Here is a 25,832-nt window from a genome sequence, read left to right on the forward strand (position 1 = left end):
TGCAAATACCTCGATAAAGAACAATGCCCGTGTGTGTTTAACGTCTCCGGCCAGGGCCCGTCACGGGCAACAGGCCCGCCCCGCAGGGCGGCCGAAGACAGTCTGGATTACTTGGCGCGCGAAGCCACGATGGCTTCGGACACGTTGCGCGGCGCCTCGGAGTAATGCTTGAACTCCATGGTGTAGGTCGCACGGCCCTGGGTGGCCGAACGCAGCGTGGTCGAGTAGCCGAACATCTCGGACAGCGGCACCTCGGCCTTGATGGCCTTGCCGCCGCCGGGCATGTCTTCCATGCCCTGCACCATGCCGCGACGGCTGGACAGGTCGCCCATCACGTTGCCGGCGTAGTCTTCCGGGGTCTCGACTTCCACGGCCATCATCGGCTCGAGGATGACCGGGTTGGCCTTCTTGCAGCCTTCCTTGAAGCCGAAGATGGCGGCCATCTTGAAGGCCTGTTCGGACGAGTCCACGTCGTGGTACGAACCGAAGTGCAGGGTGACCTTGACGTCCACCACCGGGAAGCCGGCCAGCACGCCGGAGTTCAGGGCTTCGATCACGCCCTTCTCGACCGCCGGGATGTACTCGCGCGGCACCACGCCGCCCTTGATGGCGTCGACGAACTCGAAGCCCTTGCCGGCCTCGTTGGGTTCGATCTTGAACACCACGTGACCGTACTGGCCCTTGCCGCCCGACTGGCGCACGAACTTGCCTTCGGCTTCGGCGACTTCCTTGCGGATGGTCTCGCGGTAGGCCACCTGCGGCTTGCCCACGTTGGCTTCCACGCCGAATTCACGCTTCATGCGGTCGACGATGATCTCCAGGTGCAGCTCGCCCATGCCGGAGATGATGGTCTGACCGGATTCCTCGTCGGTCTTGACGCGGAAGGACGGATCTTCGGAGGCCAGGCGCTGCAGGGCGATGCCCATCTTTTCCTGGTCGGCCTTGGTCTTGGGTTCCACGGCCTGAGCGATCACGGGCTCGGGGAAGACCATGCGCTCCAGGGTGATGACGGCATCCGGATCGCACAGGGTTTCGCCCGTGGTCACTTCCTTCAGGCCCACGCAGGCAGCGATGTCGCCGGCGCGGATCTCTTCCACTTCCTGGCGGTTGTTGGCGTGCATCTGCACGATACGGCCGATGCGCTCCTTCTTGCCCTTGACCGGGTTGAAGACGGTGTCGCCCTTCTTGAGCACGCCGGAGTAGACGCGCACGAAGGTCAGCTGACCGACGTAGGGGTCGGTCATCAGCTTGAAGGCCAGGGCCGACAGCTTCTCGGCGTCGTCGGCCTTGCGCGAGGTTTCCTCTTCCTTCTCGTTCGTGCCGGCCACCGGGGGGATGTCCACCGGCGAGGGCAGGAAGTCGATCACGGCGTCCAGCATGCGCTGCACACCCTTGTTCTTGAAGGCGGTGCCGCACAGCATCGGCTGGATCTCGGTGGCCAGGGTGCGGGTGCGCAGGCCGAGCTTGATCTCTTCCTCGGAGAGGTCGCCCTCTTCCAGGTACTTGTTCATGAGGGTTTCGGACGCTTCGGCAGCGGCCTCGACCATCTTCTCGCGCCACTCGGCAGCGGTACCGGCGAGCTCGGCCGGGATGTCGTGGTATTCGAACTTCATGCCCTGGGAGGCTTCGTCCCAGATGATGGCCTTCATCTTGATGAGGTCGACCACGCCCTTGAAGTTGTCTTCAGCGCCGATGGGGATCACCACGGGCACCGGGTTGGCCTTCAGGCGGACCTTCATCTGGTCGACGACCTTGAAGAAGTTGGCGCCGGTGCGGTCCATCTTGTTCACGAAGGCCAGACGCGGCACCTTGTACTTGTTGGCCTGGCGCCAGACGGTTTCCGACTGGGGCTGCACGCCACCCACGGCGCAGTACACCATGCAGGCACCGTCCAGCACGCGCATGGAGCGCTCCACCTCGATGGTGAAGTCCACGTGGCCGGGGGTGTCGATGATGTTGAAGCGGTGCTCGGGGTAGGACAGGTCCATGCCCTTCCAGAAGCAGGTGGTGGCAGCGGACGTGATGGTGATGCCACGCTCCTGCTCCTGCTCCATCCAGTCCATGGTGGCGGCGCCGTCGTGCACTTCACCGATCTTGTGGTTCACACCGGTGTAGAACAGGATGCGTTCGGTGGTGGTGGTCTTGCCGGCGTCGATGTGCGCGGAAATGCCGATGTTGCGGTACCGCTCGAGGGGCGTGGTGCGAGACATGGAAATACTCCGAAAAAGGATCGAGCCCGCGTCCCTGGTTCAGGGGTTGCGGGCTCTCGGTTCTGGATGACCTGGGGTGTTGCCCCGGATCAGAAACGGAAGTGGCTGAAGGCCTTGTTGGCCTCGGCCATGCGGTGGACTTCGTCACGGCGCTTCATGGCGCCGCCACGGCCTTCGGTGGCCTCGATCAGCTCGTTGGCCAGGCGCATGGCCATGGACTTCTCGCTGCGCTTGCGGGCGGCTTCCTTGAGCCAGCGCATCGACAGGGCCAGACGGCGCACCGGACGCACTTCGACGGGCACCTGGTAGTTGGCGCCACCGACGCGGCGGGACTTCACCTCGACCATCGGCTTCACATTGTTGATGGCGGTCGAGAAGATTTCGACCGGATCCTTGCCGGTCTTCTTCTCGATCTGCTCGAGGGCACCGTAAATGATGCGCTCGGCAACCGCCTTCTTGCCGCCTTCCATGATCACGTTCATGAACTTGGAGAGCTCGACATTGCCGAACTTGGGATCCGGCAGGATTTCACGTTTAGGGACTTCGCGACGACGTGGCATTTTTTCACCTCATGTTTGCTTCAGTTGGCACCTTCTCAGGCACCGCGAGAGCCATGCAAGAACTCTCACTTACTCGACCCGCACGGACGATTCCGTGTTGTGGGCCACTGCGTCTGCACCGCCTGCCAGGGCGGAACCGACACCGGAATACAGCGCTTAGGCCTTCTTGGGGCGCTTGGCACCGTACTTGGAACGCGCCTGCTTGCGGTCTTTCACGCCTTGCAGGTCCAGCGAGCCACGGACGATGTGGTAGCGCACACCGGGCAGATCCTTGACACGACCGCCACGGACCAGCACGACGCTGTGTTCCTGGAGGTTGTGGCCTTCACCGCCGATGTAGGAGATCACCTCGAAGCCGTTGGTCAGACGAACCTTGGCCACTTTGCGCAGCGCGGAGTTCGGCTTCTTCGGCGTCGTGGTGTAGACGCGGGTGCACACGCCGCGGCGTTGCGGCGAGTTTTCCATGGCCGGGCTCTTGGATTTGGTCTTTTCGACCTCCCGGCCGTGGCGCACGAGTTGGTTGATGGTTGGCATTGAAAAACGTCCCTAAACGTTTGAAAAAAGCGAAAACGAAAGCTCCTCGGAAAATTCCGAAAAGCCCTCTACTGTAGCACGGGGCCGGTTTTGCGCCAAACGGCGCTCAGGCCATCACTGGATCCAGAGGCGGATGGCGTCCCAGGCACGGCCGAAGACGCCGGCCTCCTCGACGGTGTCGAGCACCGTCAGCGGCACTTCGGCCACGGTGGCACCGGCGGCGGTGGTCACCTTGAGGGTGCCCAGGGACTGGCCCTTCTGGAGGGGGGCCACCAGCGGCTCCTGCCGGATCACCTCGGACTTCAGGCGGGCGCCCTCGCCGGCCGGCACGGACACCACCACGCCTTCGGGACGACCGAGCTTGACCACATCGGACTTGCCCTTCCAGACCTTGGGCGTGGCCGCCGGCTGGGCAGCGGCCAGCAGGCGTACGGTGTCGAAGGCGGTGTAGCCCCAGTTCAGCAGCTTCTGGCTTTCGGCCGCGCGGGCGTTTTCGCTCGACGCCCCCAGCAGCACGCTGACCAGGCGGCGCTGGCCGGCCGGGCCGTCGCCCAGACCCGGGACCGGGCGGCGGGCCGTGGCGATCAGGCAGTAACCGGCGGCAGCGGTGTGCCCGGTCTTCAGGCCGTCGACCGTGGGATCGCGGAACAGCAGGGTGTTGCGGTTGGTGTCGTTGGTGGCCGGGGTGCCGGGGTAGCGGTAGCGCTGGATGGCGTAGTAACCCACGTACTGCGGGAAATCGTTCATGAGCCGGGTGGCCAGGCGGGCCAGGTCGCGCGCGGTGGTGGTGTGGCCGGGCTCGGTCAGGCCTTCGGTGTTGCGGTACCCGGTGTTGGTCATGCCCAGGGCCTTGGCCTGGTCGTTCATGAGCTGGACGAAGCGCTCCACCGAGCCGGCCACACCCTCGGCCAGGGCCACGGTGGCGTCATTGCCGGACTGCACGATCATGCCCTTGATCAGGTCTTCCACCGGCACCTGCATCTTGGGGTCGATGAACATGCGGGAACCCGGCATCTTCCAGGCCCGCTCGCTCACGCCGAAGGTCTGGTTGAGGGTGATCTTGCCGGCCTTGAGGGCATCGAACACGATGTAGGCGGTCATCAGCTTGGTCAGCGAGGCCGGCTCGACCGGCGCATCCGGATCCTTGGCGGCCAGCACCTGGCCGGTGGTGACATCCATCAGCAGATAGGCGCGCGCGGCTATCTCGGGCGGCTGGGGCATCTGGGCCTGGGCGGGGAGATGGACGGCACAGGCGGCCAGAACGGCCAGCGCGGCGGATCGGAAAAAACTCAGCACGGAAGAATCCTCAGGAGAAAAGACAGGCGGGTTTCAGGCCCGCAAATGGCGACAGACCAGATCCCGCAACAGGGGGAGCTGGCCATGGAAGAAATGTCCGCCGCCGGGCACCACCGTCACCGGCAGGGTCTGGGGTCGGGCCCAGTCCATGACCGATGCCAGCGGCACGGTGTCGTCGGCTTCGCCGTGAACGACCAGGGTGCGGGCATGGAGTTCCGGCGCAATCGTTGCGACCTGAAACCGGCTGGCGGCGGTGCCGACCAGCACCACATGGCGCACATCGCGCTGGGCCTGCACCGCAGCCAGCACATGGCTGGTGACGAAGGCGCCGAACGAGAAGCCGGCCAGCACCAGCGGGCCGGCAGGCGCCAGCCGCTCGATGACCGCGAGCATGTCGTCCCGCTCACCCCGGCCTTGGTCCCAGGCACCGGCGCTGGCGCCCACGCCCCGGAAATTGAAGCGGACCGCGTCCAGCCCCGCCAGTACGGCGGCACGGGCCAGGGTCTGCACCACCTTGTTGGTCATGGTGCCGCCGAACAAAGGATGAGGGTGAGCAATCACTGCGGTGCCGGCGGCCACACCACCACACCGGTCGATGGCCGCCTCCAGCACGCCGGCCGGCCCCTCCACCTGCAGCAGCTCGGTCTGGGCGTTCACGGGTGCCAGCGGCTCAACGGCCGACGTCGGGCGGGGTGACCAGGCGCTGCACCACCACGCCGTCGCGCAGGTGGGAGGTGACGATCTCGTCGATGTCGGCCTGGTCGACGTAGGTGTACCAGACCGCCTCGGGGTAGACCACCGCGATCGGGCCACCGGCGCAGCGGTCCAGGCAGCCCGCCTTGTTGACCCGGACCTTGCCCTGCCCGAGCAGCCCCATGGCCTTGGCCTGCGACTTGCACCGGTCGAAGGCGGCCTGGGCCTGGTGGTCGGCGCAGCAGGCTTCGCCGTCGCGCTGGTTCAGGCAGAAAAAGATGTGACGCTGGTAATAGGAGGGATGGTCGGCCATCCGGCGATTCTAGGCCCGGGGTGGTGCGACGACGGCCCGCAGGCCGTACAGCAGGGCGGCAAACGGCCAGAGCCAGCCCAGCCACTGCGACAACCCGTGAAAACGGATGAAGCGTCCCTGCTCCCAGGCCTCCAGCGACTGGGCAAAGTACGGCGTGTCGGCCGACTGGTTGAGCACGGTCAGCAGCACCGCCAGCACCAGCAGCATCAGCACGTTGCACAGACGGCGCGGCAGCCACAGGGCCAGCAGGGCCACCACTCCGGCCAGGCCGAAACCGGCCAGCACCGGCGGATGGATCCAGGCCCAGGCGTGCACCGGGCCGTAGGTCAGGGCCGCCGACAGCCCGACCACGCCCAGGGCGAGCAGGAAGAGCGCGGGCACGAACAGCAGACGGCCGCGCAGGGTGCGCAGATCCGAGTAGCCCAGCATCAGCGGTGCCAGCAGGCCCAGGGCGATGCACCAGGCCTCCGAGAGCGGGCTCAGCGGCGCGGTGGCCAGCGACTGCGACGGCAGCCACAGGGCGAACGGCGTTCCCTCCACCATGTCCTGCAGGCCGGCGAGTGCCCGCTCGCCCACCTGGCCCAGCCCGAAGGGCACCTGCGCCGGATACAGCAGTGCAAAGGGCCAGAGGGCCAGCAGCACCAGGCCGCCGTGGGCATGCGGTGCCAGCCAGTCGGCCCGCCAGCGCGACCAGGCATCCAGCCAGGCCAGACGCTGCATGACCTTGGCCACGATGGCACCCAGTGCAGCGCCCGCGGTGTTGAGGACCAGATCGACGTTGGAGGGCACCCGCGCCGGCAGGAAGGTCTGCAGCGTCTCCACCGAGAGCGACAGCGCCGCACAGGCCAGCGTGGCCCACAGGGCGGAGCGGGCGACCACGCCTGCACGCAGCAAGGCCACCGTCAACAGGAAACCCAGCGGGGCATAACCCACCAGGTTCGACAGCACATCGAAGCCGGTCCAGTACTGCGGCAGGGGCGCCACCATGAAGGCCAGCGGCGCCACGCCCTGCATGCGCCAGCCGTCGAACGGGTAGAGGCTGGCGTAGACCACCAGACCGGCGAACAGCAGGCCCAGCGGCAGGGCGGAGCTGCGGCGTGCCAAGACGTCAGAAGGGTTTGACGACCACCAGCACCACGGCTGCCACCAGCATGAGCACCGGCGCCTCGTTGAACCAGCGGTACCAGACATGGCCGCGCCGGTTGGCGCCCGCCTCGAACTGGCGGACCATGCGTCCGCACAGGTGGTGGTAGCCCAGGGCCAGCGCCACCACGGCCAGCTTGGCATGCATCCAGCCGTTGCCCGGACCCCGACCGATGCCATAACCCAGCCACAACCACAGCCCCAGGGCCAGCGCCGGCACCGCCAGCAAGGTGGTGAAGCGCATCAGCTTGCGGGCCATCAGCAACAGGCGCTGGCGTTCGGCCACGCTTTCCGGCGGCACCATGGCCAGGTTGACGAAGATGCGCGGCAGGTAGAACAGCCCGGCGAACCAGCTGGCCACGAACACGATGTGGAAGGATTTGACCCAGAGCATGCGGCCAGTTTAGCCCGCACCAAAAAAAACCCGGCCACCAGGGCCGGGTTGGGAAGCCTTTTTGCTGTCACACACCAAGGCACCCGCTCAGGGAGGAAAAGCGGGGGGTCCGCTCGCGCAGACCCGCTGAAATGTTACCCCAGCCCATGCCGGAATCCAACCGATCCGGCGTGACGCAGCTCACATCATCTTGGCCAGCTCGAACATGACGGCGGTGCCCAGGGCCTCGCGGATGTTGCCGCGGCCGACCTTGGCCATGGACATCTCGTCGAAGCCGGACATGTCGAAGGAGTTGTTGTCGGCGGAGATCTCGACGAACGGGAACTCCATGACGTCGCGCAGGACCTCCTTGCGGAAGGCGTCGAAGGCCGGGCCCTTCAGGTCGGAGTCGACCACGATCAGGCTGGGCATGCGGTGGCGCAGGGCGTCGCGGGCCTGCTCGATGTCGACCACGCTGTCGGACATGATGCCGATCTCGCGCAGGGCGTCGCGCACATCGGCCCGCACCTGCAGGCTGGGCGAGATGGTCAGGGCGTGGACACCCTGCAGCGACTTGAACATGGAGGACTGGTCGTCCGACAGGTCGACCGCCGCGATGCCGTCCACCGCCTGCACCGTGCGGGTGAACATGGCCGTGACCGACACATGGTCCTCGCTCACCTCACGCTTCAGTTCGATGCCACCGGCCGCCTGGGCGATCTGGCGCACCAGCAGCCAGGCCATGCCGTCGAGCTGGGCCTGGCTGGAGGCCGGCACGCCGTCGTTGTTGGCACGGATCTGCAGCCGGGCATGGGGCGGCCAGCTGTTGATGTCCAGACGGACATCGATGCGCTGTCCGAAGGGCATGGCCCAGTCCAGCACCGCATTGATGAAGGCGTAGGCCACGGTGGGGTCGGTCAGCACATCGACCGGCTTGAGCTTGCGGCGGACTTCCACGCCGATGATGGCGAAGTCCTTGCGGCGCTCCTGCAGCAGGTTCTCGACCAGTTCGGCCATGTTGATCCGCTCGTGCGACTGGCGGATGCGCCCGGTGTGGAAGCGCTGGATCTGCTGGGCCACCATGCCCGCCTGCTTGATGCGGTCGGCCGGGATGCTGAGCGAGCGGTGCTCCAGGCGGGTGATGCGTTCCTTGAGCAGCAGCTGGTCCAGATGGGTCTGCAGCGCGCTCAGGCTCTGGGTGATCTGGTCGGCCAGGCCCTGCACCAGCGTGGGCCAGTGGGCGTCGATCGACCATTCTTCGGAATCGTCCTGGGTGACCTGGGGCATGGGGTTCGACACGACTTGCTTGAGGGTGGACATGATGGCACCAGTGCGTCAGGGGTTAACGGGTACGGGTACGGGTATAAAACGCAATAATTTGTTACATGCGAAGTTAACACCTTTGGGTGTGTTTACGCCAGTGTTTTTTGGCGAACATGTATCCGTTGGCGTGTGTTTCGACACGCCGTTCGGTATTCCGTCGGCTTGAACGGGATTTGCCACAATAGGCCGCATGCACACCCCCGCCCCCTACCCCGCCAACCGCCCCCGGCGCCTGCGCCGCGACTCCTTCACCCGCGAACTGGTGCGCGAGAACCGGCTGCACCCGTCGGACCTGATCTACCCGGTGTTCGTGCTGGACGGCCAGGGGCGGCGCGAAGCGGTGGGCTCCATGCCGGGCGTGGAGCGCCTGAGCCTGGACCTGCTGCTGCCGGTGGCCGAGGAGTGCGTGCAGCTGGGCATTCCGGTCATGGCGCTGTTCCCGGTGATCGACCAGTCGCTCAAGACGCCGGATGGCCGCGAGGCCGCCAACCCCGACGGCCTGGTGCCCCGGGTGGTGCGCGAACTCAAGCGCCGTTTCCCGCAGCTGGGCGTGATGACCGACGTGGCGCTGGACCCCTACACCAGCCACGGCCAGGACGGTCTGCTGGACGACCACAACTACATCCTCAACGACCCCACGGTGGCGGTGCTGGTGCAGCAGGCGCTCACCCAGGCGGCGGCGGGTGTGGACATCGTGGCGCCCAGCGACATGATGGACGGCCGCATCGGCGCCATCCGCCAGGCGCTGGAAGCCGCCGGCCATGTGCACACCCGCATCATGGCCTACAGCGCCAAGTACGCCAGCGCCTTCTACGGCCCGTTCCGCGACGCGGTGGGCTCGGCGGCCAACCTGGGCAAGGCCGACAAGAAGGTCTACCAGATGGACCCCGGCAACAGCAACGAGGCGCTGCGCGAAGTGGCACTGGATCTGGCCGAGGGCGCCGACATGGTGATGGTCAAGCCCGGCATGCCGTACCTGGACATCGTGCGCCGCGTGAAGGACGAGTTTGCGGTGCCCACCTTTGCCTACCAGGTCAGCGGCGAATACGCCATGCTCAAGGCCGCTGCCCAGAACGGCTGGCTGGACCACGACGCCGTGATGATGGAGAGCCTGCTGGCCTTCAAGCGCGCAGGCGCCGACGGCATCCTGACCTACTTCGCCCGGGAAGCCGCCCGGGCCCTGCGCGGCTGAGGCGGCGCCGCCACCCGGCCTCTGGCGCATGCGCATCTTTCACATCGAGGCCCAGTCGGTCACCGAGGCCGATCACCTGCCCACCGGCCTGAGTGACCGGGGGTTCCTGTGGGTGGCCTGCAGCCGGTCGGAGTTCGAGGCCGAGCTGCCGGCCCTGCAGGGCATGCTGCAGCTGCTGTGCGGCTGCACGCTGCTGGACCTGCACGTGTCGGACCTGCTCAATGCGCAGCTGCCCTCCCACCACGACTACACCTCGCGCTACGACCTGCTGGTGTTCCGCCGCCTGGCCAGTGCCGAGGCCGATGGCGCCCCGGCCCAGCCGCCCGCCCCCGAACCGCGCCGCGCCCGCAGAGGCGGGCCGCCGGTGCTGCGCCGCATCGACACCAGCCCGGTGGGCTTTGCGGTGTTCGACCGGGTGCTGCTGAGCGTGCACCCGCAGGGCTGCCAGGCCCTGGCCCACTACGCCAGCCGTCTGCTGGCCGCACCGGGTGGTCAGGCCCGCAGCGCCGGCCCGCACCTGCCCCAGCAGCCGGCCGACCTGATGCTGCGCATCGTCAACCAGATCGTCGACGGCTACCTCGACCTGCGGCGCGAGCTCTCGCGCCAGCTCGACCACTGGCAGACCGAACTGCTGCAGCCCCGCACCCGCTTCACCAACTGGTCGGCGCTGCTGGAAGCCCGCATCGCCCTGCACCAGCTCGACGACATCTGCGAAGACCAGCGCACCGCGGTGCTGGACTGGATCGAAGGGCTGGCCGGCTGGGAACCCGACGACGACACCGGCGGCCAGCGCGGGCTGGAGCTGCTGCGGGTGCGCAGCCGCGACGTGCTGGAGCACATCGAACGCGTGGTGCACCACGTGCGGCGGCTGGAGCAGAACGCCGAGACCGCGGTGCAGATGCACTTCTCGGCGCAGAGCAACCGCACCAACGACATCATGCGCACGCTCACCGCGCTCACCGCCATCTTCCTGCCGCTCAACCTGATCGCAGGCATCTTCGGCATGAACTTCGAGTTCATCCCGCTGATTCACCTGGAGAACGGCTTCTGGTGGGCCATGGGCGCCATGGCGCTGACCACCGTGGCGCTGGTGGCGCTGTTCTGGCGCAAGCGCTACCTGGCGCGCTCAGCGGGGCGCTGAGGTCGCCGGCGCTGATGTCGGATCGGCCAGGCCGAACAGGCCAGCCGCATTCCCCCAGGCAATGCGCCGGGCCACATCGGGCGGCAGGCCGCCCAGCCACACACGGTAGTCGCGCATCAACTGTCCATACGACTGCCAGCGGGCATTCACCCAGGTGTCGGACCCCACCAGGAACCGGCCCGGGTGGCGCAGCATCAGCTCGCGCCAGGCCGGGCACAGCTGGCCACCCTCGCAGGTGAGTCCCGGCCGGTACGACAGCTCGCCCATGAGGCCGGGGTAGCGCTGCAGCAGCGCCTCCACCTCGGCCGGCGACGTTCCACCAATGCCGGTGTGGGCCCAGATGAGCTTGAGCTTCTGCCCGCGTGAGGGCGTGGCCTGCATCAGCAGGTCGATGGCGGCTTCGTCCACGTGGGCCAGCACCACCAGGTCCTTTTCTTCGGCCAGCGCCATGAGCTGCTGCGCCACTGGGCCGCGCGCGTTGGCGCTGTCGTACAGGTGGAACTCGCCCAGACCCCGGTACGGGCCTGCCGCGGTGCCGCGCTCCAGCTCGCTGCGAACCATCTCGGCGATGGACGGGTCGCGGAACCAGTTGTTGTAGTCGGCCCGGTGGCGGTAGAGGCGCACGAACGGGACCACCGTCACGCCGGCGGCCGCCGTCTTGTCGCGGGCAGCCGCGAGGGCGCGCGTGCCGTCATTGGGGCGGGAGTTGGCCAGCACACCACGCACGCCGCTCTCGCGCATGCGCTGCAGCACGTCGGCCAACGGATGCGGACACACCGGACTGTTCCCGGTGGCGTGCACGCAGGCCTCGTCGTTGTAGTGCAGGTGGGCGTCGAACAGCGGGCCGCTGTAGTCGGCCGCGCTGGCGGTGCCCCATAACCAGCCGGCCGCAGCGGCCAGCAGCGTCCCGACGAGTCCGGCCCGCATCATGGCGTCAGCCCACGTGGCGGGCGAAGAACGCCAGGGTGCGCTCGCGGGCGGTGCGGGCGGCGGCCTCGTTGTAGGAGCCGCGCTGGTCGCAGTTGAAGCCGTGGTTGGCCGGGTACACGTGCACCTCGACGCCGGGCTGGGCAGCGCGGAAGGCCTCCACCGTGTCCAGCGGGATCCAGTGGTCCTGGTCACCGAAATGGGCCAGCACCGGCACGCGGGGCTGGCGGGCCGCATCGGGCTGGGCCGTCATGCCGCCGCCGTAATAGGGCACGGCCGCCGACAGGCCCGAGAGCATGCAGGCCGAGCGCCAGGTCAGCAGACCGCCCCAGCAGTAGCCCACGATGCCCACCTTCCCGGCCTTCGCGGCATGGTCGATGGCGGCCTGGATGTCGGCCATCACGCCGGGCTCGGGCAGCCCGTCCACGGCGGTCTTGTAGCCAAAGCCGGTGCCCATGTCGGCCTCGGTGTAGCCCAGTTCCACATCGGCCTGGACGCGGTGGAAGGTGGACGGCGCCACCACGAAGTAGCCCGCAGCGGCGTAACCGTCGGCCACCGAACGGATGTGCGAGTTCACGCCGAAGATTTCCTGCAGCACCACGATGCCGCCCTTGGGCGTGCCGGCCGGTTCGGCCACGTAGGCGGGGAAGCTGTGGCCGTCGGCGGCCTTCAAGGTGATGGTCTGACCCATGGTGATGTGCTCCTGTGGGGAATGAAAGATTCAGCGCTGCAGCAGGCGGCGTTGGACGAAGTCGAGGCGGTCCTGGCCCCAGAAGATCTCGCCGCCGATGACGAAGCTCGGCGCGCCGAACACGCCGGCATCGATGGCGGCCTGGGTGTGGGCGTCCAGGTCGGCCTGGGCCTGCGGTTGCTGCGAGGCCGCCAGCCGCTCGGCCGGCAGACCCTGCTTGGCCAGCAGCTGCGCCAGCGTGGCCGCATCGGCGATGTCGAGCTCGTGCACCCACACGGCCGCCAGCACGTCGCCGGTGAGGGCCAGCGCGGCGTCCAGGCCGTCGTGCCGGTCCACGGTGCAGATCAGGCGCGAGGCCGGATCGCCCGCCACCGGGAAGAATCTGGGGTGCAGATTCAGCGGCAGCTTGAGCCACTGCGCAAAGCGCTCCAGCTCCACCAGCCGGTAGGCCTGGCGTTGCGGTGCACGCTGGGGCAGCGGCAGCCCGCCGGACACCGGGAACACCCGGCCCAGGTCCATGGGACGCAGGCGGATGGTGGCGCCGGCATCGCGGGCCATGGCCACGAAGCGGGCGTGGCCCAGGTAGGTCCAGGGGCTTTGCGGCGCAAGGAAGTAGTCCACTGTGGGACGCATGGCGGGTCTCCGGGGCTGTTGTAATGAACGCGTTGTCGAACAACGGCGGGTTCCGGTTTGTACGCCAGGTCCGCCGACCGTGCAGGAGACAGGTTTATGGATTCGAGTCAGGACACCCGCCATGCCGGGGTGCTGCTGGTCACCGGCGGCGGGCGCGGCATCGGCGCGGCCACCGCGCGCATGGCCGCCCGCCAGGGCTGGTCGGTGGCGGTGAACTACGCCCGCGATTCGCTGGCCGCCGACGAGGTGGTGCGGGCCATCCGCGCCGAGGGCGGACAGGCCATGTCGGTGCAGGCCGACGTGTCGGACGAGGCCCAGGTGGTCACGCTGTTCGGGCGCATCGACGCCCGCTTCGGACGCCTGACCGGGCTGGTCAACAACGCCGGCGTGGTGGACGTGAGCGCCCGGGTCGACCAGATGGATGCGCAGCGCCTGCACCGCATGTTCGACATCAATGTGATCGGCTCCATGCTGTGCGCCCGCGAGGCGGTGCGCCGCATGAGCACGCTGCACGGCGGCGAGGGCGGGGTCATCGTGAACGTGTCGAGTGCGGCCTCGCGGCTGGGCTCGCCGGGCCAGTACGTGGACTACGCAGCGGCCAAGGGCGCCATCGACGCCTTCACCATCGGCCTGGCCAAGGAGGTGGCGGCCGAGGGCATCCGGGTGAACGCGGTGCGGCCTGGCCTGATCGAGACCGACATCCACGCCTCCGGCGGCCTGCCCAACCGGGTGCGTGACCTGGCCCACACCGTGCCCATGCAGCGCGGCGGCACCGCCGACGAAGTGGCCCAGGCCATCGTCTGGCTGCTCTCGCCGGCCGCCAGCTACACCACCATGACCCTGATGGACATTTCCGGAGGACGCTGACCATGCAAGCTGTCGACATGCCGCGCGGCCCGATCCGCATCTGGTGGGAAGACCTGGAGGTCGGCCAGGTGCGCGACCTGGGCAGCCTGAGCCCCACCCGCGAAGACATCCTGGCCTTTGCCGGCCAGTTCGACCCGCAGCCCTTCCACCTGGACGACGAGGCCGCCCGCGCCTCGGTGTTCGGCGCGCTGTGCGCCAGCGGCTGGCACACCTGCGCCATGGCCATGCGGCTGATGGTGACCAACTTCCTGCACGAGACCTCCAGCCTGGGCTCGCCCGGCCTGGAAAGCCTGAAGTGGCTCAAGCCGGTGTTCCCCGGCGACGTGCTGCGGCTGCAGCACACCATCACCGAGAAGCGCCCCATGAACAGCCGGCCCGATGTGGGCCTGGTGCGTACCGTGTGGGAGATGTTCAACCAGAAGGGCGAGAAGGTGCTGCACATGGAGGGCTACGGCATGTTCAGACTGAAGGAGCCCCCACGCTCCGCGGCTGCGCCGGTCGCTGCCCCCCGAGGGGGCTGACCCGCCTTGGGGCGGCCCGGCGGCGGGTCGGTCGCCCCCACAATAGCGGCCATGGACTTCAAGCCGCTGATCACCCTGCTCGCCATCGTCAACCCGCTGGCGATCGTGCCCTTCTTCATCCACTACACGCAGGGGTTCAGCCGCAAGCAGCGGCAGCGCACGGTGCTGATCTCGGCCTGCAGCGCGTTTGCGGTGATCGCCACCTGCGCCATCATCGGCCTGCAGATCCTGGAGTTCTTCAGCATCTCGCTGGCCAGCTTCCAGGTGGGTGGCGGCATGCTGCTGCTGACCTCGGCCCTGTCCATGCTGAACGCCCAGCCGGCCGAGGCCAAGGCCACCGAGGGCGAGGTGCAGGACGCCTCGGCCCGCGCCTCGATCGCCGTGGTGCCGCTGACCATTCCCCTGCTCACCGGCCCGGCCACCATGTCCACCGTGGTGATCTATGCCGACCAGGCCAAGACCTTCCTGCAGCACGCCGCATTGGTGGGCTACGGCGTGGTGATCGCCCTGGCCACGGCCGTGTGCTTCACCCTGGCCGAACCCATCGCCCGCTTCCTGGGCCAGACCGGCATCAATGTGATGACCCGGCTCATGGGCCTGATCCTGGCGGCACTCGCGGTGGAGGTGATGGCCACCGGCCTGGTCAAGCTGTTCCCGGCCCTGGCCTGAACTGCGCCCGCAGGGCGCGGGCGGCGGTATCCAGCAGCATGGTGTCCGCCCCCACCGCCACGAACAGCGCCCCGGCGTCGAGCCAGCGGCGGGCGGTGGCTTCCTGGGTGGCCAGAATGCCCGGCGCCTTGCCGGCGGCACGGATGCGGCGGATGCCGTCTTCGATGACCGCCTGCACCTCCGGGTGACCGGACTGGCCCGGGTAGCCCATGGACGCGCTCAGGTCGGCCGGGCCGATGAACACGCCATCGACCCCGGGCGTGGCGGCAATGGCATCGAGGTTCTGCAGGGCCAGCACAGTTTCGGCCTGCACCAGCACGCACATCTGCGCGTCGGCCTCGTGCACATAGCGGCTGTGGGCCTGCCAGCGCGAGGCCCGTGACAGCGCACTGCCCATGCCGCGGATGCCGGCCGGCGCATAACGGGTGGCGGCCACCACCTGCGCGGCCTGCTCGGGCGTGTCGATCATGGGGGCCAGCAGGGTCTGGCAGCCCAGGTCCAGCACCTGCTTGATGAGGGACACGCCCACCTCGCCGGTGGCCACCGGCACCCGCACCACCGGGTGGGATCGCTGATCGCCATACGCTTGCCGGGCACTGGCCACGGCCTGCAGCTGGGCCAGGGTGCTGCGCAGGTCGTTGGGCGCGTGCTCACCGTCGATGAGCAGCCAGTCGAAACCGGCGCCCGCCAGCAGCTCGGTGCTGTAGGGACTGGCCAGCGCGGCCCACAGGCCGATCTGCGGCTGGCCAGATGCCAGCGCCTGCTTGAACGTGTTGGAGGGAACTTGCATGGGTCGGAAACCGTGGTGGCACGAAGCGGTCGATCTTAGTGAGCCATCGCGCAAAATCCCTGCTCATTCGATCAATCAAGGAGACCCATGAACCGCTGGACCGATGCCTGGACCTGGCTGGTGCCGCTGCTGGCTGCCCTGCTGCTGGCCGGCGCCACCTTCATGACACCCGCCGCCTGGCTGACCGCTGCCTGCGCGATCGCCCTGATCGGCGCGGTGATCGCTGCCGTGCACCACGCCGAGGTGGTGGCCCACCGGGTGGGCGAGCCTTTCGGCACGCTGGTGCTGGCCCTGGCCATCACCGTCATCGAGGTGGCGCTCATCATCTCGATGATGCTGGCCGGCGGGCCTGACAAGGCCACCCTGCCGCGCGACACCATCTTCTCGGCCGTGATGATCATCACCACCGGCGTGGTCGGCGTGTGCCTGCTGGTGGGCGGCCTGCACCACCACGAACAGAGCTTCCAGCTCGCCGGCGCCAACTCCGCGCTGGCCGCCCTGGTGTCGCTGGCCGGTCTGGTGCTGGTCCTGCCGGCCTTCACCACCAGTGCGGGCGAAGGCGTGTACACCGTGTCGCAGCTGGTGTTCGTGGCGCTGTCGTCGCTGGCCACCTGGGGGGTGTTCGTGTTCGTGCAGACGGTGCGCCACCGCGACTACTTTCTCCCGCCCGCCAACGCCTCGGACGAAGACCAGCACGCCTCCCCGCCCACCAACGCCCAGGCCTGGGCCAGCTTCGGCCTGCTGCTGGTGGCGCTGGTGTCGGTGGTGGGGCTGGCCAAACAGCTGTCACCGGCCATCGAGGCGGCGGTGGCCTCGGCCGGCGCGCCCAAGGCCGTCATCGGCATTGCCATCGCCATGCTGGTGCTGATGCCGGAAACCTGGGCCGCCCTGCGGGCCGCCCGCGCCGACCGGCTGCAGACCAGCATGAACCTGGCCCTGGGCTCGGCGCTGGCCAGCATCGGCCTGACGATTCCGGCCGTGGTGATCGCGGCCGTGTGGCTGGACCTGCCCCTGGTGCTGGGCCTGAGCCACAAGGACATCGCGCTGCTGGGCATCACCCTGCTGGTGAGCGCCATCACCCTGGGCACCGGCCGCACCAACCTCATGCAGGGCGCCGTGCACCTGGTGCTGTTCGCGGCCTTCCTGTTCCTGTCGCTGGTGCCCTGATGGTCCCGCGCGACCGCCTGCTCGCGCTGCTGGGCACGGCCCTGCCGCTGATCCAGGCGCCCATGGCCGGCGCCCAGGGTGCTGCACTGGCCGCCGCCGTGTGCGAAGCCGGTGCGCTGGGATCGGTGCCCGGCGCCACCCACACGCCGGACTCGCTGCGCAGCGAGCTGCTCTCGTTGCAGGCCCTCACCCGGCGGCCCTGGAACGTCAACTTCTTCTGCCACACACCACCGGTGATCGACCCGCTGGCCGAAGCCGCCTGGCGGACCACGCTGGCCCCCTTCCATGCCGAGGCGGGCATCGACATTTCGGCCGTGGCGCCCGGCGCCGGCCGCCAGCCCTTCAGCGCCGCCTTCGCCGACGCGCTGGAGGCGTTGGCGCCCCGGGTGGTGAGCTTTCATTTCGGCCTGCCCGACGCCGCTCTGGTGGCGCGCATCAAGCGCTGGGGCGGCGTGGTGCTGTCCTCGGCCACCACGGTGGAAGAGGGCCGGTGGCTGCAGCAGCACGGGGCCGATGCGGTCATTGCCCAGGGGCTGGAGGCCGGCGGGCACCGGGGTCATTTCCTGAGCGACGATCTTTCCCGTCAGATGGGCCTGATGGCGCTGCTGCCGCAGCTGGTGGCCGCACTGGAGGTGCCGGTGGTGGCCGCCGGCGGCGTGGCGGACGCGGCCGGTGTGCGCGCCGCCCTGGCGCTGGGCGCCGCCGGCGTGCAGGTGGGCACGGCCTTCCTGTGCTGCCCCGAGGCCACCACCAGCGCGGTGCACCGCGCCGCATTGCAAAGCCCGGAGGCCGGCCACACCGCACTCACCACGGCGTTCACCGGTCGACCGGCGCGCGGCATCGTCAACCGGGCCATGCGCGAGCTGGGCTGCATGCCGGCCACCGCGCCGGCCTTTCCCACCGCCACCGCCGCCATGGCGCCGCTGCGCACCCATTGGGAGGCGCAAGGCCGGGGCGATTTCTCGCCCTTGTGGGCCGGACAGAACGCCCGTGGCTGTCGGGTCATGCCGGCCGCCGATGTGGTGCGTTCGCTGGCCGAGGGCTTCACGGACGGACCTTGATGCAGGCCCTGACCGACTGGTTGCGCCGGCTCTGGCCCGAGCGCTCCACCGCCGATGCCCGGGAGCGGCTGCGGGTGGTGGTCGGCGCAGCCATGGGCATCCTGTTGACAGGGCTCATCACGCGCTGGTCCGGCGTCGACGCCTGGCTGATCGCGCCCATGGGTGCCACCGCCGTGCTGGTGTTTGCGGTGCCGGGCAGCCCCATGGCCCAGCCCTGGGCGGTGGTGGCCGGCAACACGCTCTCAGCCCTGGTGGGCGTGGCCTGCGTGCACCTGTTCCGCCGGCCGGAGCTGGCGGCGGCGGTGGCCGTGGGCAGCGCCATCGGCCTCATGATGCTGCTGCGCTGCCTGCACCCGCCCGGCGGTGCATCGGCCCTGCTGATGGCCCTCGGCGGCACGACCGACCCGGCCTTCGTGCTGGACCCGGTGCTGCTCAACGCGGCGCTCATGACCCTGGCCGGTCTGGTCTTCAACCCGCTCACCGGCCGCGCCTACCCCCACCGGCCGGCCCCGGCGTCCAGCGAACCCGATGCGCGGGACGAAGATGCCGCGCTCGACGCGGTGCTGGCCCGCTACAACCGGGTGCTCGACATCGGCCGTGACGAACTGCGGCAACTGCTGCACGACGCGCGCTGGCAGGCGCACCAGCAGCAGCTGGACCGGCTGCGGTGTGGCGACATCATGTCGCGCCGCCTGGTGACCGCCACCCGCGACACCGGTGTGACGCAGGCGCTGGAGCTGCTGCTGGAGCACCGCATCAAGGCCCTGCCGGTGCTGGACGCCCACGGTGCGCTGGTGGGCATCGTCACCCGGGCCGACCTGCTGCGCGCCGATGACGAACACCGGGTGGCCGACGTCATGACCCGCCAGGTGCGCGTGGCGGGCGAGCAGCGGCACCTGGCCGAGCTGATCCCGCTGTTTGCCAGCACCGGCCACCACCACATCCCCATTGTCGATGCGCAAGGGCGGCTGGTGGGCATGGTCACTCAGTCCGACGTGGTCGCGGCACTGGCCAGCCAGCGCTGAAGCCCGCCGGAGGTGGTGGTGCGGGCCAGGGTGTCGCGGGCATCGCGGCAGGCCTGCTCCAGGGCCTGCACCGCGGCCTCGCGCGATGCCGCCAGGGTGTCCTCGCGGGCCGGCACGCCGCCGGGCAGGCCGGCCTCCCAGGCCAGGGCCTGCTGCTGGGCCGCCCGCTCGCGCTCCAGATCGGCGGCCTGCTGGCGCAGCAGCTGCACCAGGGCGGCCAGCCGGGCGTCATCCCACTGGCTGGCGGGTTCGGCCTGCAGCACCTGCTGCTGCAGGCGCAGCAAGGCCGGCAGGTCACCGCTGCCATGGGCCCGGTTGGCCTCGGCCATGAGGGCAGTCTTGCGTTCGCGCTGCCGAGGGTCGGGCTCCCGGTCCGGGTGCAGGGCGCTGGCCAGCTGGCGGAACAGGCGGCGCAGCAACAGGGCGGGGTCTTCTTCGGGCAGGACATCGGCCGGCGGCAGGGCGGGTATGTCGGCGGCGCAGCGCCGGGCGGCCCGCTGTTCGCGGCGGCTGTCCCGCCGGGCCTGCCGGGCCTCGCGGCGGGCCTGCTGCTCGTGGGTCTGCTGGCGCCAGCCCTCCACCCGCTGCTGCCAGGCCGCCCGGCTGCGGGCCTGGCGTTCGGCCAGCGGTACATCGCTGAGGCGATCGTGCGCATCGCGGGCCGTGGCATCGCCGGCCGCCAGCAGTTCGGTGGCCAGGCGGGCCAGCTGCACCAGGGCGGCCTGGCGGTGCGGGCCGGCCAGCTGCTTGCCGTCCAGGGCGTCGGTCAGCCGCCGGGCCAGCTGGCGCTGCAGCTCCCGCAAGGCTTCACGCACCGTAGCGGTGGCGGTCTGCAGCGCCAGTCGATGGGCCTGACCCAGGGCCTGCAGCCCGGCCAGCTGGGTCTGCAGCCGGTCGATGCGCTGCAGCTGGCGGTTCCACTCGCGCACGGCGGCCGACGCCCCGGGGGCTTCTGCGGCAACGGGTACGGGTCGGTGGGGCATGGCATGCGACTATATGGCCCCCTCGTTCGCTCCCATCTGCACCTTCATGGCCAAAGACAAGACCCTGTTCACCTGCAGCGAATGCGGCGGCACCACACCGCGCTGGCTGGGCAAGTGCCCGCACTGCAACGCCTGGAACACGCTGGTGGAATCGGTGGCGGAATCGTCCGCCCCCTCGAAGAACCGTTTTGCCGCGCTGGCGCCGTCGACCGAGGTGAAGCCGCTGTCCGAGATCGAGGCGCAGGACGTGCAGCGCACCCCCACCGGGCTGGACGAGCTCGACCGCGTGCTGGGCGGCGGCATCGTGGAAGGCGGTGTGGTGCTCATCGGCGGCGATCCGGGCATCGGCAAGTCCACGCTGCTGCTGCAGGCGCTGGATGCGTTGCAGCGCCAGTCGCACACCACGCTGTACGTGACCGGCGAAGAGAGTGGTGCCCAAGTGGCCCTGCGCTCGCGCCGGCTCGGCCTGGACGGCTCGCAGGTGAAGGTGCTGGCCGAGATCCAGCTGGAGAAGATCCTGGCCACGCTGGACGCGCTCAAGCCCGCCATTGCCGTCATCGACTCGATCCAGACGGTGTACTCCGAGCAGCTCACCAGCGCGCCGGGCTCGGTGGCCCAGGTGCGTGAATGCGCCGCCCACCTGACCCGCGCGGCCAAGGCCAGCGGCACCGCCATCGTGCTGGTGGGGCACGTGACCAAGGAGGGCGCGCTGGCCGGCCCCCGGGTGCTGGAGCACATGGTGGACACCGTCCTGTACTTCGAGGGCGACACCCACAGCAGCTACCGGCTCATCCGCGCCATCAAGAACCGCTTCGGCGCGGTCAACGAGATCGGCGTGTTCGCCATGACCGAACGCGGCCTCAAGGGCGTGAGCAACCCCAGCGCCATCTTCCTGTCGCAGCACGCGGAGCCGGTGCCGGGCAGCTGCGTCATGGTCACGCTGGAAGGCACCCGGCCCATGCTGGTGGAGCTGCAGGCGCTGGTGGACACCGGCGGGCCGTCGCCCCGGCGGCTGTCGGTGGGCCTGGAGCGCGACCGGCTGGCCATGCTGCTGGCCGTGCTGCACCGCCACGCCGGCGTGGCCTGCATGGACCAGGACGTGTTCGTCAATGCGGTCGGTGGGGTGCGCATCAGCGAGCCGGCGGCCGACCTCGCCGTCATGCTGTCCATCACGAGCAGCCTGCGCGGGCGGCCGCTGCCCAAGGGCTTCATTGCCTTCGGCGAAGTGGGTCTGGCCGGCGAGGTGCGCCCGGCCCCGCGTGGCCAGGAGCGCCTGAAGGAAGCGGCCAAGCTGGGGTTTTCGGTGGCGGTGGTGCCCCGCGCCAACCTGCCGCGCAAGGCCGAGCGCGGCGGCACGGAGCTCTTCCCCGGCATGACGGTGCACGGCGTGGACCGCATCGAGGAGGCCATGGAGCTGGCCCGCAGCCTGGCCTGAACCCGGCCGGGCACCGGCCCGGCTCACGCGACAATTCCGCCCCATGACCGTTCAACGCACCCTCATCGCCCTGGCCGCCGCCGCCCTGCTGATCTTCGCCCACCGCCAGTACGGCTGGCCCGGGGTGGCCGCCGTCTCGGGCGGCCTGGTCATGTGGCTGCTGCTGCACGTGACCCGGCTCATGACCATCGTCAGGCGCGCGGCCAACCGGCCCATCGGCCATGTGGACAGCGCCGTCATGCTGAACTCGAAGCTGCACAAGGGTGACACCCTGCTGCATGTGATGGCCATCACCCGGTCGCTGGGCCAGGTGCTCACGCCCGAGGGCGAGGAGCCCCAGGTGCTGCGCTGGACCGACCCGGGGGGCGCCTGGGTGGAGGCCCGATTCGCCGCCGGCAAACTGGCCTCCTGGCAGCTGCAGCGCCCGGCCGAGGCCGGCAGCCTGCCCCCGGATGCACCGTAAAATCAACGGCTTGCCCCCAGGGCATTCCCCCTATTCCGACAGCCTCTTCAAAGGACCCCCATGAGCCCCATCGTTCCCTCGATGTCCGACCGCGACGGCAAGATCTGGATGGACGGCCAGATGGTGGACTGGCGCGACGCCAAGATCCACGTGCTGACCCACACCCTGCACTACGGCTGCGGGGCCTTCGAGGGCGTGCGGGCCTACAACACGGTGGGCGGCACCGCGATCTTCCGCCTGGAAGAGCACACCGAGCGCCTGTTCAACAGCGCCAAGATCCTGCGCATGAAGATCCCCTTCAGCATGGAGGAAGTCAACGAGGCCCAGAAGGCCGTGGTGCGCGCCAACAACCTGGAGAGCTGCTACATCCGCCCGCTGACCTGGATCGGTGACCGCAAGCTCGGCGTGAGCCCCAAGGGCAACACCATCCACCTGATGGTCGCCGCCTGGGCCTGGGGCGCCTACCTGGGCGAAGAAGGCCTGAAGCGCGGCATCCGCGTCAAGACCAGCAGCTACACCCGCCACCACGTCAACATCACCATGACGCAGGCCAAGGCGGTGAGCAACTACACCAACAGCATCCTGGCCAACATGGAAGCCACCGACGAGGGCTACGACGAGGCCCTGCTTCTGGACTCCAGCGGCTTCGTCAGCGAAGGCGCCGGCGAGAACCTGTTCGTCATCAAGAACGGCGTCATCTACACCCCCGACCTGTCGGCTGGCGCCCTCAACGGCATCACCCGCAACACGGTGTTCCACATCGCCAAGGACCTGGGCCTGGAGATCGTCCAGAAGCGCATCACCCGCGACGAGGTCTACATCGCCGACGAAGCCTTCTTCACCGGCACCGCCGCGGAAGTGACCCCCATCCGCGAACTCGACCGCATCGAGCTGGGCAAGGGCGACTACGTGGGCAGCCGTGGCCCCATCACCGAGAAGATCCAGTCGGCCTTCTTCGACATCGTCAACGGCCGCAACCCCAAGTACGCCGGCTGGCTGTCCAAGGTCTGAAGGAATCCGCCATGAGCCAAGGCACCGTCGAACTCAAGGCCAAGGACCTCAACGCCCACGGCGGGGTGTTCTGCCCCAGCCCGCTGGCCGACATGAAACTCTGGAACACCCACCCCAAGGTCTACCTGGACGTGGCCAAGACGGGTGAGGGCAAGTGCCCGTACTGCAGCACGGTGTACCGGCTGGCCGCGGGCGAGCAGGTGACGCACGGGCATTGACCCGTGTCCGCCGCCCGAGGAATGCCGGGCTGGCAACTGTCAGAGATAAACTGACCAAAGGCCAATAGTTGCCATAAAGAGAACGACAGGGGAAAAACGATGTCGGACATTCAGCCGGTGATCATGGCCGGCGGCAGCGGCACCCGGCTATGGCCGCTGTCGCGTGGGCAATACCCCAAACAGTTCCTGCCGCTGGCCCCAGGAGGTGCCACCCTGCTGCAGGCCACACTGGGCCGGCTGGAAGGGCTGGATGGTCGTCCGCCCATCATCGTCTGCAATGAGGATCACCGGTTCATCGCCGCCGAGCAGACCCGCCTGGCCGGCCACGCACAGGCCACATTGATGCTGGAGCCCGTAGGTCGCAACACGGCTCCGGCCATTGCCTTGACCGCGCTGCAGACGCTGGCATCGGCAGACGCCGACGACCCGGTACTGGTGGTCATGGCGGCAGACCATCTCATCCCGGATCTGGCGGCCTTCCAGCGCTGCATCCGTCATGCGGTTGATCTCGCGCGCCGTAGTCTCCTGGTGACCTGTGGCGTGGTGGCCCATCGGCCAGAAACGGGTTACGGCTACATCGAAACGGGAGAAGCGATCGGTCCTGGCTACCGGGTATCCCGCTTTGTCGAGAAGCCGGATGCCGCCACGGCGAGGACCTATGTCGACAGTGGCCGCTTTCTCTGGAACAGCGGCATGTTCGTATTCCGGGCCCAGGCCTACCTGAACGCGCTGGCCCAGTTTGCACCCGACATACTGACCAGTTGCCAGGCCGCCATGGCGACCATTTCACGCGACATGGACTTCGTCCGCATCGATCGGGCGTCTTTCGATGCATGCCGGTCCGAGTCGATCGACTATGCCGTGATGGAGAAAACCCCCGACGCCGCTGTCGTGCCTCTGGATGCCGGCTGGAGCGACATCGGCTCCTGGGATGCGCTGTGGGAGGCAAGCTCGCACGACGCTCAAGGCAATGCCGTGCTGGGCGATGTGATGGCATTTGACACCCGCAACAGCCATGTGCACGCCACCAGCCGGCTCGTGGCCACTCTGGGTGTGAGCGACCTGGTGGTGGTCGAGACCAAGGACGCCGTCCTGGTGGCCGATCGCCACCGCATGCAGGATGTCAAGCAGGTCGTCGAGCAGCTCCGGGCCCGAGGCCGCAGTGAGCACCAGATCCACCGCGAGGTCTACCGTCCCTGGGGGATATACGACAGCATCGACCAGGGCGAGCGCTACCAGGTCAAACGCATCACGGTCAAGCCAGGCGCCAAACTCTCGCTGCAGATGCACCATCACCGTGCCGAACACTGGGTGGTGGTGAGTGGAACGGCCCGCATCACCAATGGCGAGCGGACGTATCTGCTGGCCGAGAACCAGTCCACCTTCATACCGGTGGGGCAGGTGCACTCGCTGGAGAATCCCGGCAAGATCCCGCTGGAGCTTATCGAGGTGCAGTCGGGCTCTTACCTGGGCGAGGACGACATCGTGCGTTTCGAAGACCGTTATGGCAGGGCAGCATCCGAAGCCCCTGCGCCCAAGGACACACCATGATTCTGGTCACCGGCGGCGCCGGCTTCATCGGCGCCAACTTCGTGCTGGACTGGCTGGCGCGCAGCGCCGAGCCGGTGGTCAACCTCGACAAGCTCACCTACGCCGGCAACCTGGAGAACCTGGCGCCGCTGCGGGGCGATGCCCGGCACATCTTCGCGCAGGGCGACATCGGCGATGCAGCCCTGGTGACCGAGCTGCTGGCCCGGCACCGGCCGCGCGCGGTGGTGAACTTCGCTGCCGAGAGTCATGTGGACCGTTCCATTCATGGCGCCGAGGACTTCATTCAGACCAACATCGTCGGCACCTTCCGGCTGCTGGAATCGGTGCGGGGCTACTGGGGCGGACTGGGCGAAGCCGAGAAGGCCGCGTTCCGCTTCCTGCATGTGAGCACCGACGAGGTCTACGGCAGCCTGGCGCCCGATGCGCCGGCCTTCACCGAGACCCACGGCTTCGAGCCCAACAGCCCCTACAGCGCCAGCAAGGCCGCCAGCGACCACCTGGTGCGCGCCTGGCACCACACCCACGGTCTGCCGGTGCTCACCACCAACTGCAGCAACAACTACGGGCCGCTGCATTTCCCCGAGAAGCTCATCCCGCTGATGATCGTCAATGCCCTGGCGGGCAAGCCCCTGCCGGTGTATGGCGACGGCATGCAGATCCGCGACTGGCTGTTTGTTGCCGACCACTGCAGCGCCATCCGGCGCGTGCTGGAAGCCGGCCAGGTGGGCGAGACCTACAACATCGGCGGCTGGAACGAGAAGCCCAACATCGAGATCGTGCGCACCATCTGCGCACTGCTCGACGAGCTGCGCCCGCGCGCCGACGGCCAGTCATACGCCACCCAGATCACCCATGTGAAGGACCGCCCCGGCCACGACCGTCGCTACGCGATCGACGCCCGCAAGATCGAACGCGAGCTTAGCTGGAAGCCGGCCGAGACCTTCGAGACCGGCATCCGCAAGACGGTGCAGTGGTACCTGGACCACCCGGACTGGGTAGCCAACGTGCAGAGCAAGTCGAGCTCTCGTGGCATGTGAAGACA

At 68.6% G+C, this 25,832-nt stretch carries 28 protein-coding genes; 14 read left to right on the plus strand and 14 right to left on the minus strand.

Annotated features, from left to right (window positions below; all coding sequences use genetic code 11):
* Positions 1–107: 107 nt before the first annotated feature.
* The 9 genes from fusA to WD026_RS11320 form a co-directional block, all read right to left on the minus strand.
* Positions 108–2,210 (minus strand): elongation factor G, encoded by a 2,103-nt coding sequence (gene fusA / locus WD026_RS11280; RefSeq protein ID WP_425723759.1) that lies wholly within the window; start codon positions 2,208–2,210, stop codon positions 108–110.
* A gap of 89 nt (positions 2,211–2,299) precedes the next feature.
* Complete coding sequence (rpsG, locus tag WD026_RS11285; protein ID WP_425723760.1) at positions 2,300–2,770, minus strand: 30S ribosomal protein S7; 471 nt, start codon at positions 2,768–2,770, stop codon at positions 2,300–2,302.
* Between the two features lie 156 nt (positions 2,771–2,926).
* Positions 2,927–3,304, minus strand: a complete 378-nt coding sequence (gene rpsL, locus WD026_RS11290; RefSeq protein WP_009516237.1) for a 30S ribosomal protein S12 — start codon at positions 3,302–3,304, stop codon at positions 2,927–2,929.
* Positions 3,305–3,418: 114 nt separating this feature from the next.
* Positions 3,419–4,525 (minus strand): D-alanyl-D-alanine carboxypeptidase family protein, encoded by a 1,107-nt coding sequence (locus WD026_RS11295; RefSeq protein WP_425724161.1) that lies wholly within the window; start codon positions 4,523–4,525, stop codon positions 3,419–3,421.
* Between the two features lie 108 nt (positions 4,526–4,633).
* Entirely contained in the window at positions 4,634–5,257 is a 624-nt protein-coding gene (locus WD026_RS11300) for an alpha/beta hydrolase (RefSeq protein ID WP_425723761.1), read from the minus strand.
* A 13-nt stretch (positions 5,258–5,270) separates the two neighbouring features.
* A complete protein-coding gene (locus WD026_RS11305; RefSeq protein WP_425723762.1) occupies positions 5,271–5,606 on the minus strand; it encodes a (2Fe-2S) ferredoxin domain-containing protein in 336 nt (111 codons plus the stop codon).
* Positions 5,607–5,615: 9 nt separating this feature from the next.
* On the minus strand, positions 5,616–6,710 hold the full coding sequence (locus WD026_RS11310; protein WP_425723763.1) for a VanZ family protein: 1,095 nt from the start codon (positions 6,708–6,710) through the stop codon (positions 5,616–5,618).
* A 4-nt stretch (positions 6,711–6,714) separates the two neighbouring features.
* Entirely contained in the window at positions 6,715–7,143 is a 429-nt protein-coding gene (locus WD026_RS11315) for a CopD family protein (protein ID WP_425723764.1), read from the minus strand.
* Positions 7,144–7,323: 180 nt separating this feature from the next.
* On the minus strand, positions 7,324–8,442 hold the full coding sequence (locus WD026_RS11320; RefSeq protein ID WP_425723765.1) for a hypothetical protein: 1,119 nt from the start codon (positions 8,440–8,442) through the stop codon (positions 7,324–7,326).
* Between the two features lie 193 nt (positions 8,443–8,635).
* On the opposite strand from WD026_RS11320, the gene hemB reads away from it, so the two are divergent.
* Complete coding sequence (gene hemB / locus WD026_RS11325; RefSeq protein ID WP_425723766.1) at positions 8,636–9,637, plus strand: porphobilinogen synthase; 1,002 nt, start codon at positions 8,636–8,638, stop codon at positions 9,635–9,637.
* 28 nt (positions 9,638–9,665) lie between these two features.
* Positions 9,666–10,778, plus strand: coding sequence for a magnesium transporter CorA family protein (locus WD026_RS11330; protein WP_425723767.1), 1,113 nt, complete (start codon positions 9,666–9,668; stop codon positions 10,776–10,778).
* Here the strand turns inward: WD026_RS11330 and WD026_RS11335 are convergent.
* The 3 genes from WD026_RS11335 to WD026_RS11345 are packed head-to-tail and all read right to left on the minus strand — an operon-like array spanning position 10,764 to position 13,029.
* A complete protein-coding gene (locus WD026_RS11335) occupies positions 10,764–11,705 on the minus strand; it encodes an amidohydrolase family protein (RefSeq protein ID WP_425723768.1) in 942 nt (313 codons plus the stop codon). The two genes, WD026_RS11330 and WD026_RS11335, sit on opposite strands and share 15 nt — an antisense overlap.
* A gap of 7 nt (positions 11,706–11,712) precedes the next feature.
* Entirely contained in the window at positions 11,713–12,396 is a 684-nt protein-coding gene (locus WD026_RS11340; RefSeq protein WP_425723769.1) for a dienelactone hydrolase family protein, read from the minus strand.
* A 30-nt stretch (positions 12,397–12,426) separates the two neighbouring features.
* A complete protein-coding gene (locus WD026_RS11345; protein WP_425723770.1) occupies positions 12,427–13,029 on the minus strand; it encodes a 2-hydroxychromene-2-carboxylate isomerase in 603 nt (200 codons plus the stop codon).
* Between the two features lie 96 nt (positions 13,030–13,125).
* Between WD026_RS11345 and WD026_RS11350 the strand changes: the two genes are divergently transcribed.
* The 3 genes from WD026_RS11350 to WD026_RS11360 are packed head-to-tail and all read left to right on the plus strand — an operon-like array spanning position 13,126 to position 15,086.
* On the plus strand, positions 13,126–13,896 hold the full coding sequence (locus WD026_RS11350) for an SDR family oxidoreductase (protein WP_425723771.1): 771 nt from the start codon (positions 13,126–13,128) through the stop codon (positions 13,894–13,896).
* A 2-nt stretch (positions 13,897–13,898) separates the two neighbouring features.
* Positions 13,899–14,417 carry a MaoC family dehydratase gene (locus WD026_RS11355; RefSeq protein WP_425723772.1) on the plus strand — a complete coding sequence of 173 codons (519 nt, stop codon included), beginning with the start codon at positions 13,899–13,901 and terminating at the stop codon, positions 14,415–14,417.
* Between the two features lie 51 nt (positions 14,418–14,468).
* Positions 14,469–15,086, plus strand: a complete 618-nt coding sequence (locus tag WD026_RS11360) for a MarC family protein (protein WP_425723773.1) — start codon at positions 14,469–14,471, stop codon at positions 15,084–15,086.
* Here WD026_RS11360 and WD026_RS11365 read toward each other — a convergent pair.
* Positions 15,061–15,876 (minus strand): aldolase/citrate lyase family protein, encoded by an 816-nt coding sequence (locus WD026_RS11365; protein ID WP_425723774.1) that lies wholly within the window; start codon positions 15,874–15,876, stop codon positions 15,061–15,063. The two genes, WD026_RS11360 and WD026_RS11365, sit on opposite strands and share 26 nt — an antisense overlap.
* Before the next feature lie 87 nt (positions 15,877–15,963).
* Here WD026_RS11365 and WD026_RS11370 point away from each other — a divergent pair, with 87 nt between their 5' ends.
* Genes WD026_RS11370 through WD026_RS11380 form a run of 3 tightly spaced genes read left to right on the plus strand, consistent with a single transcriptional unit; the run spans position 15,964 to position 19,129 of the window.
* Positions 15,964–17,043, plus strand: coding sequence for a calcium:proton antiporter (locus tag WD026_RS11370; RefSeq protein WP_425723775.1), 1,080 nt, complete (start codon positions 15,964–15,966; stop codon positions 17,041–17,043).
* Positions 17,043–18,104, plus strand: a complete 1,062-nt coding sequence (locus tag WD026_RS11375; protein WP_425723776.1) for an NAD(P)H-dependent flavin oxidoreductase — start codon at positions 17,043–17,045, stop codon at positions 18,102–18,104. The genes WD026_RS11370 and WD026_RS11375 overlap by 1 nt, the downstream gene beginning before the upstream one ends.
* A complete protein-coding gene (locus tag WD026_RS11380) occupies positions 18,104–19,129 on the plus strand; it encodes an HPP family protein (protein ID WP_425723777.1) in 1,026 nt (341 codons plus the stop codon). Before WD026_RS11375 ends, WD026_RS11380 begins: the two co-directional genes overlap by 1 nt.
* Here the strand turns inward: WD026_RS11380 and WD026_RS11385 are convergent.
* On the minus strand, positions 19,090–20,112 hold the full coding sequence (locus WD026_RS11385; protein ID WP_425723778.1) for a hypothetical protein: 1,023 nt from the start codon (positions 20,110–20,112) through the stop codon (positions 19,090–19,092). The two genes, WD026_RS11380 and WD026_RS11385, sit on opposite strands and share 40 nt — an antisense overlap.
* Positions 20,113–20,158: 46 nt before the next feature.
* Here WD026_RS11385 and radA point away from each other — a divergent pair, with 46 nt between their 5' ends.
* The 6 genes from radA to rfbB all read left to right on the plus strand — a co-directional run bounded on the left by radA (position 20,159) and on the right by rfbB (position 25,827).
* Positions 20,159–21,547, plus strand: a complete 1,389-nt coding sequence (gene radA / locus WD026_RS11390) for a DNA repair protein RadA (protein ID WP_425724162.1) — start codon at positions 20,159–20,161, stop codon at positions 21,545–21,547.
* Between the two features lie 43 nt (positions 21,548–21,590).
* Positions 21,591–22,010, plus strand: coding sequence for a glycerate kinase (locus WD026_RS11395; RefSeq protein ID WP_425723779.1), 420 nt, complete (start codon positions 21,591–21,593; stop codon positions 22,008–22,010).
* Between the two features lie 60 nt (positions 22,011–22,070).
* The gene (locus WD026_RS11400) at positions 22,071–23,021 is read left to right on the plus strand and encodes a branched-chain amino acid transaminase (protein ID WP_425723780.1); all 951 of its coding nucleotides are present in this window, start codon (positions 22,071–22,073) and stop codon (positions 23,019–23,021) included.
* A gap of 11 nt (positions 23,022–23,032) precedes the next feature.
* Positions 23,033–23,239 carry a zinc-finger domain-containing protein gene (locus WD026_RS11405; RefSeq protein WP_425723781.1) on the plus strand — a complete coding sequence of 69 codons (207 nt, stop codon included), beginning with the start codon at positions 23,033–23,035 and terminating at the stop codon, positions 23,237–23,239.
* Positions 23,240–23,338: 99 nt separating this feature from the next.
* Positions 23,339–24,790, plus strand: coding sequence for a mannose-1-phosphate guanylyltransferase/mannose-6-phosphate isomerase (locus WD026_RS11410; protein WP_425723782.1), 1,452 nt, complete (start codon positions 23,339–23,341; stop codon positions 24,788–24,790).
* Positions 24,787–25,827 (plus strand): dTDP-glucose 4,6-dehydratase, encoded by a 1,041-nt coding sequence (rfbB, locus tag WD026_RS11415; RefSeq protein ID WP_425723783.1) that lies wholly within the window; start codon positions 24,787–24,789, stop codon positions 25,825–25,827. The genes WD026_RS11410 and rfbB overlap by 4 nt, the downstream gene beginning before the upstream one ends.
* Positions 25,828–25,832 lie beyond the last annotated feature (5 nt).

The sequence above is a fragment of the Hydrogenophaga sp. R2 genome, assembly GCF_049843595.1.
Lineage (GTDB): Bacteria > Pseudomonadota > Gammaproteobacteria > Burkholderiales > Burkholderiaceae_C > Hydrogenophaga.

Coding starts and splice junctions, on each gene's coding strand:
- WD026_RS11365 (WP_425723774.1), bottom strand. CDS start 15,876: ATGCAAGTTCCCTCCAACACGTTCAAGCAGGCGCTGGCATCTGGCCAG.
- rfbB (WP_425723783.1), top strand. CDS start 24,787: ATGATTCTGGTCACCGGCGGCGCCGGCTTCATCGGCGCCAACTTCGTG.
- WD026_RS11305 (WP_425723762.1), bottom strand. CDS start 5,606: ATGGCCGACCATCCCTCCTATTACCAGCGTCACATCTTTTTCTGCCTG.
- WD026_RS11405 (WP_425723781.1), top strand. CDS start 23,033: ATGAGCCAAGGCACCGTCGAACTCAAGGCCAAGGACCTCAACGCCCAC.
- rpsG (WP_425723760.1), bottom strand. CDS start 2,770: ATGCCACGTCGTCGCGAAGTCCCTAAACGTGAAATCCTGCCGGATCCC.
- WD026_RS11360 (WP_425723773.1), top strand. CDS start 14,469: ATGGACTTCAAGCCGCTGATCACCCTGCTCGCCATCGTCAACCCGCTG.
- WD026_RS11395 (WP_425723779.1), top strand. CDS start 21,591: ATGACCGTTCAACGCACCCTCATCGCCCTGGCCGCCGCCGCCCTGCTG.
- WD026_RS11315 (WP_425723764.1), bottom strand. CDS start 7,143: ATGCTCTGGGTCAAATCCTTCCACATCGTGTTCGTGGCCAGCTGGTTC.
- WD026_RS11345 (WP_425723770.1), bottom strand. CDS start 13,029: ATGCGTCCCACAGTGGACTACTTCCTTGCGCCGCAAAGCCCCTGGACC.
- radA (WP_425724162.1), top strand. CDS start 20,159: ATGGCCAAAGACAAGACCCTGTTCACCTGCAGCGAATGCGGCGGCACC.
- WD026_RS11350 (WP_425723771.1), top strand. CDS start 13,126: ATGGATTCGAGTCAGGACACCCGCCATGCCGGGGTGCTGCTGGTCACC.
- WD026_RS11320 (WP_425723765.1), bottom strand. CDS start 8,442: ATGTCCACCCTCAAGCAAGTCGTGTCGAACCCCATGCCCCAGGTCACC.
- WD026_RS11335 (WP_425723768.1), bottom strand. CDS start 11,705: ATGCGGGCCGGACTCGTCGGGACGCTGCTGGCCGCTGCGGCCGGCTGG.
- WD026_RS11355 (WP_425723772.1), top strand. CDS start 13,899: ATGCAAGCTGTCGACATGCCGCGCGGCCCGATCCGCATCTGGTGGGAA.
- WD026_RS11330 (WP_425723767.1), top strand. CDS start 9,666: ATGCGCATCTTTCACATCGAGGCCCAGTCGGTCACCGAGGCCGATCAC.
- WD026_RS11410 (WP_425723782.1), top strand. CDS start 23,339: ATGTCGGACATTCAGCCGGTGATCATGGCCGGCGGCAGCGGCACCCGG.
- WD026_RS11295 (WP_425724161.1), bottom strand. CDS start 4,525: ATGCCCCAGCCGCCCGAGATAGCCGCGCGCGCCTATCTGCTGATGGAT.
- fusA (WP_425723759.1), bottom strand. CDS start 2,210: ATGTCTCGCACCACGCCCCTCGAGCGGTACCGCAACATCGGCATTTCC.
- WD026_RS11380 (WP_425723777.1), top strand. CDS start 18,104: ATGCAGGCCCTGACCGACTGGTTGCGCCGGCTCTGGCCCGAGCGCTCC.
- WD026_RS11375 (WP_425723776.1), top strand. CDS start 17,043: ATGGTCCCGCGCGACCGCCTGCTCGCGCTGCTGGGCACGGCCCTGCCG.
- WD026_RS11370 (WP_425723775.1), top strand. CDS start 15,964: ATGAACCGCTGGACCGATGCCTGGACCTGGCTGGTGCCGCTGCTGGCT.
- WD026_RS11385 (WP_425723778.1), bottom strand. CDS start 20,112: ATGCCCCACCGACCCGTACCCGTTGCCGCAGAAGCCCCCGGGGCGTCG.
- rpsL (WP_009516237.1), bottom strand. CDS start 3,304: ATGCCAACCATCAACCAACTCGTGCGCCACGGCCGGGAGGTCGAAAAG.
- hemB (WP_425723766.1), top strand. CDS start 8,636: ATGCACACCCCCGCCCCCTACCCCGCCAACCGCCCCCGGCGCCTGCGC.
- WD026_RS11340 (WP_425723769.1), bottom strand. CDS start 12,396: ATGGGTCAGACCATCACCTTGAAGGCCGCCGACGGCCACAGCTTCCCC.
- WD026_RS11400 (WP_425723780.1), top strand. CDS start 22,071: ATGAGCCCCATCGTTCCCTCGATGTCCGACCGCGACGGCAAGATCTGG.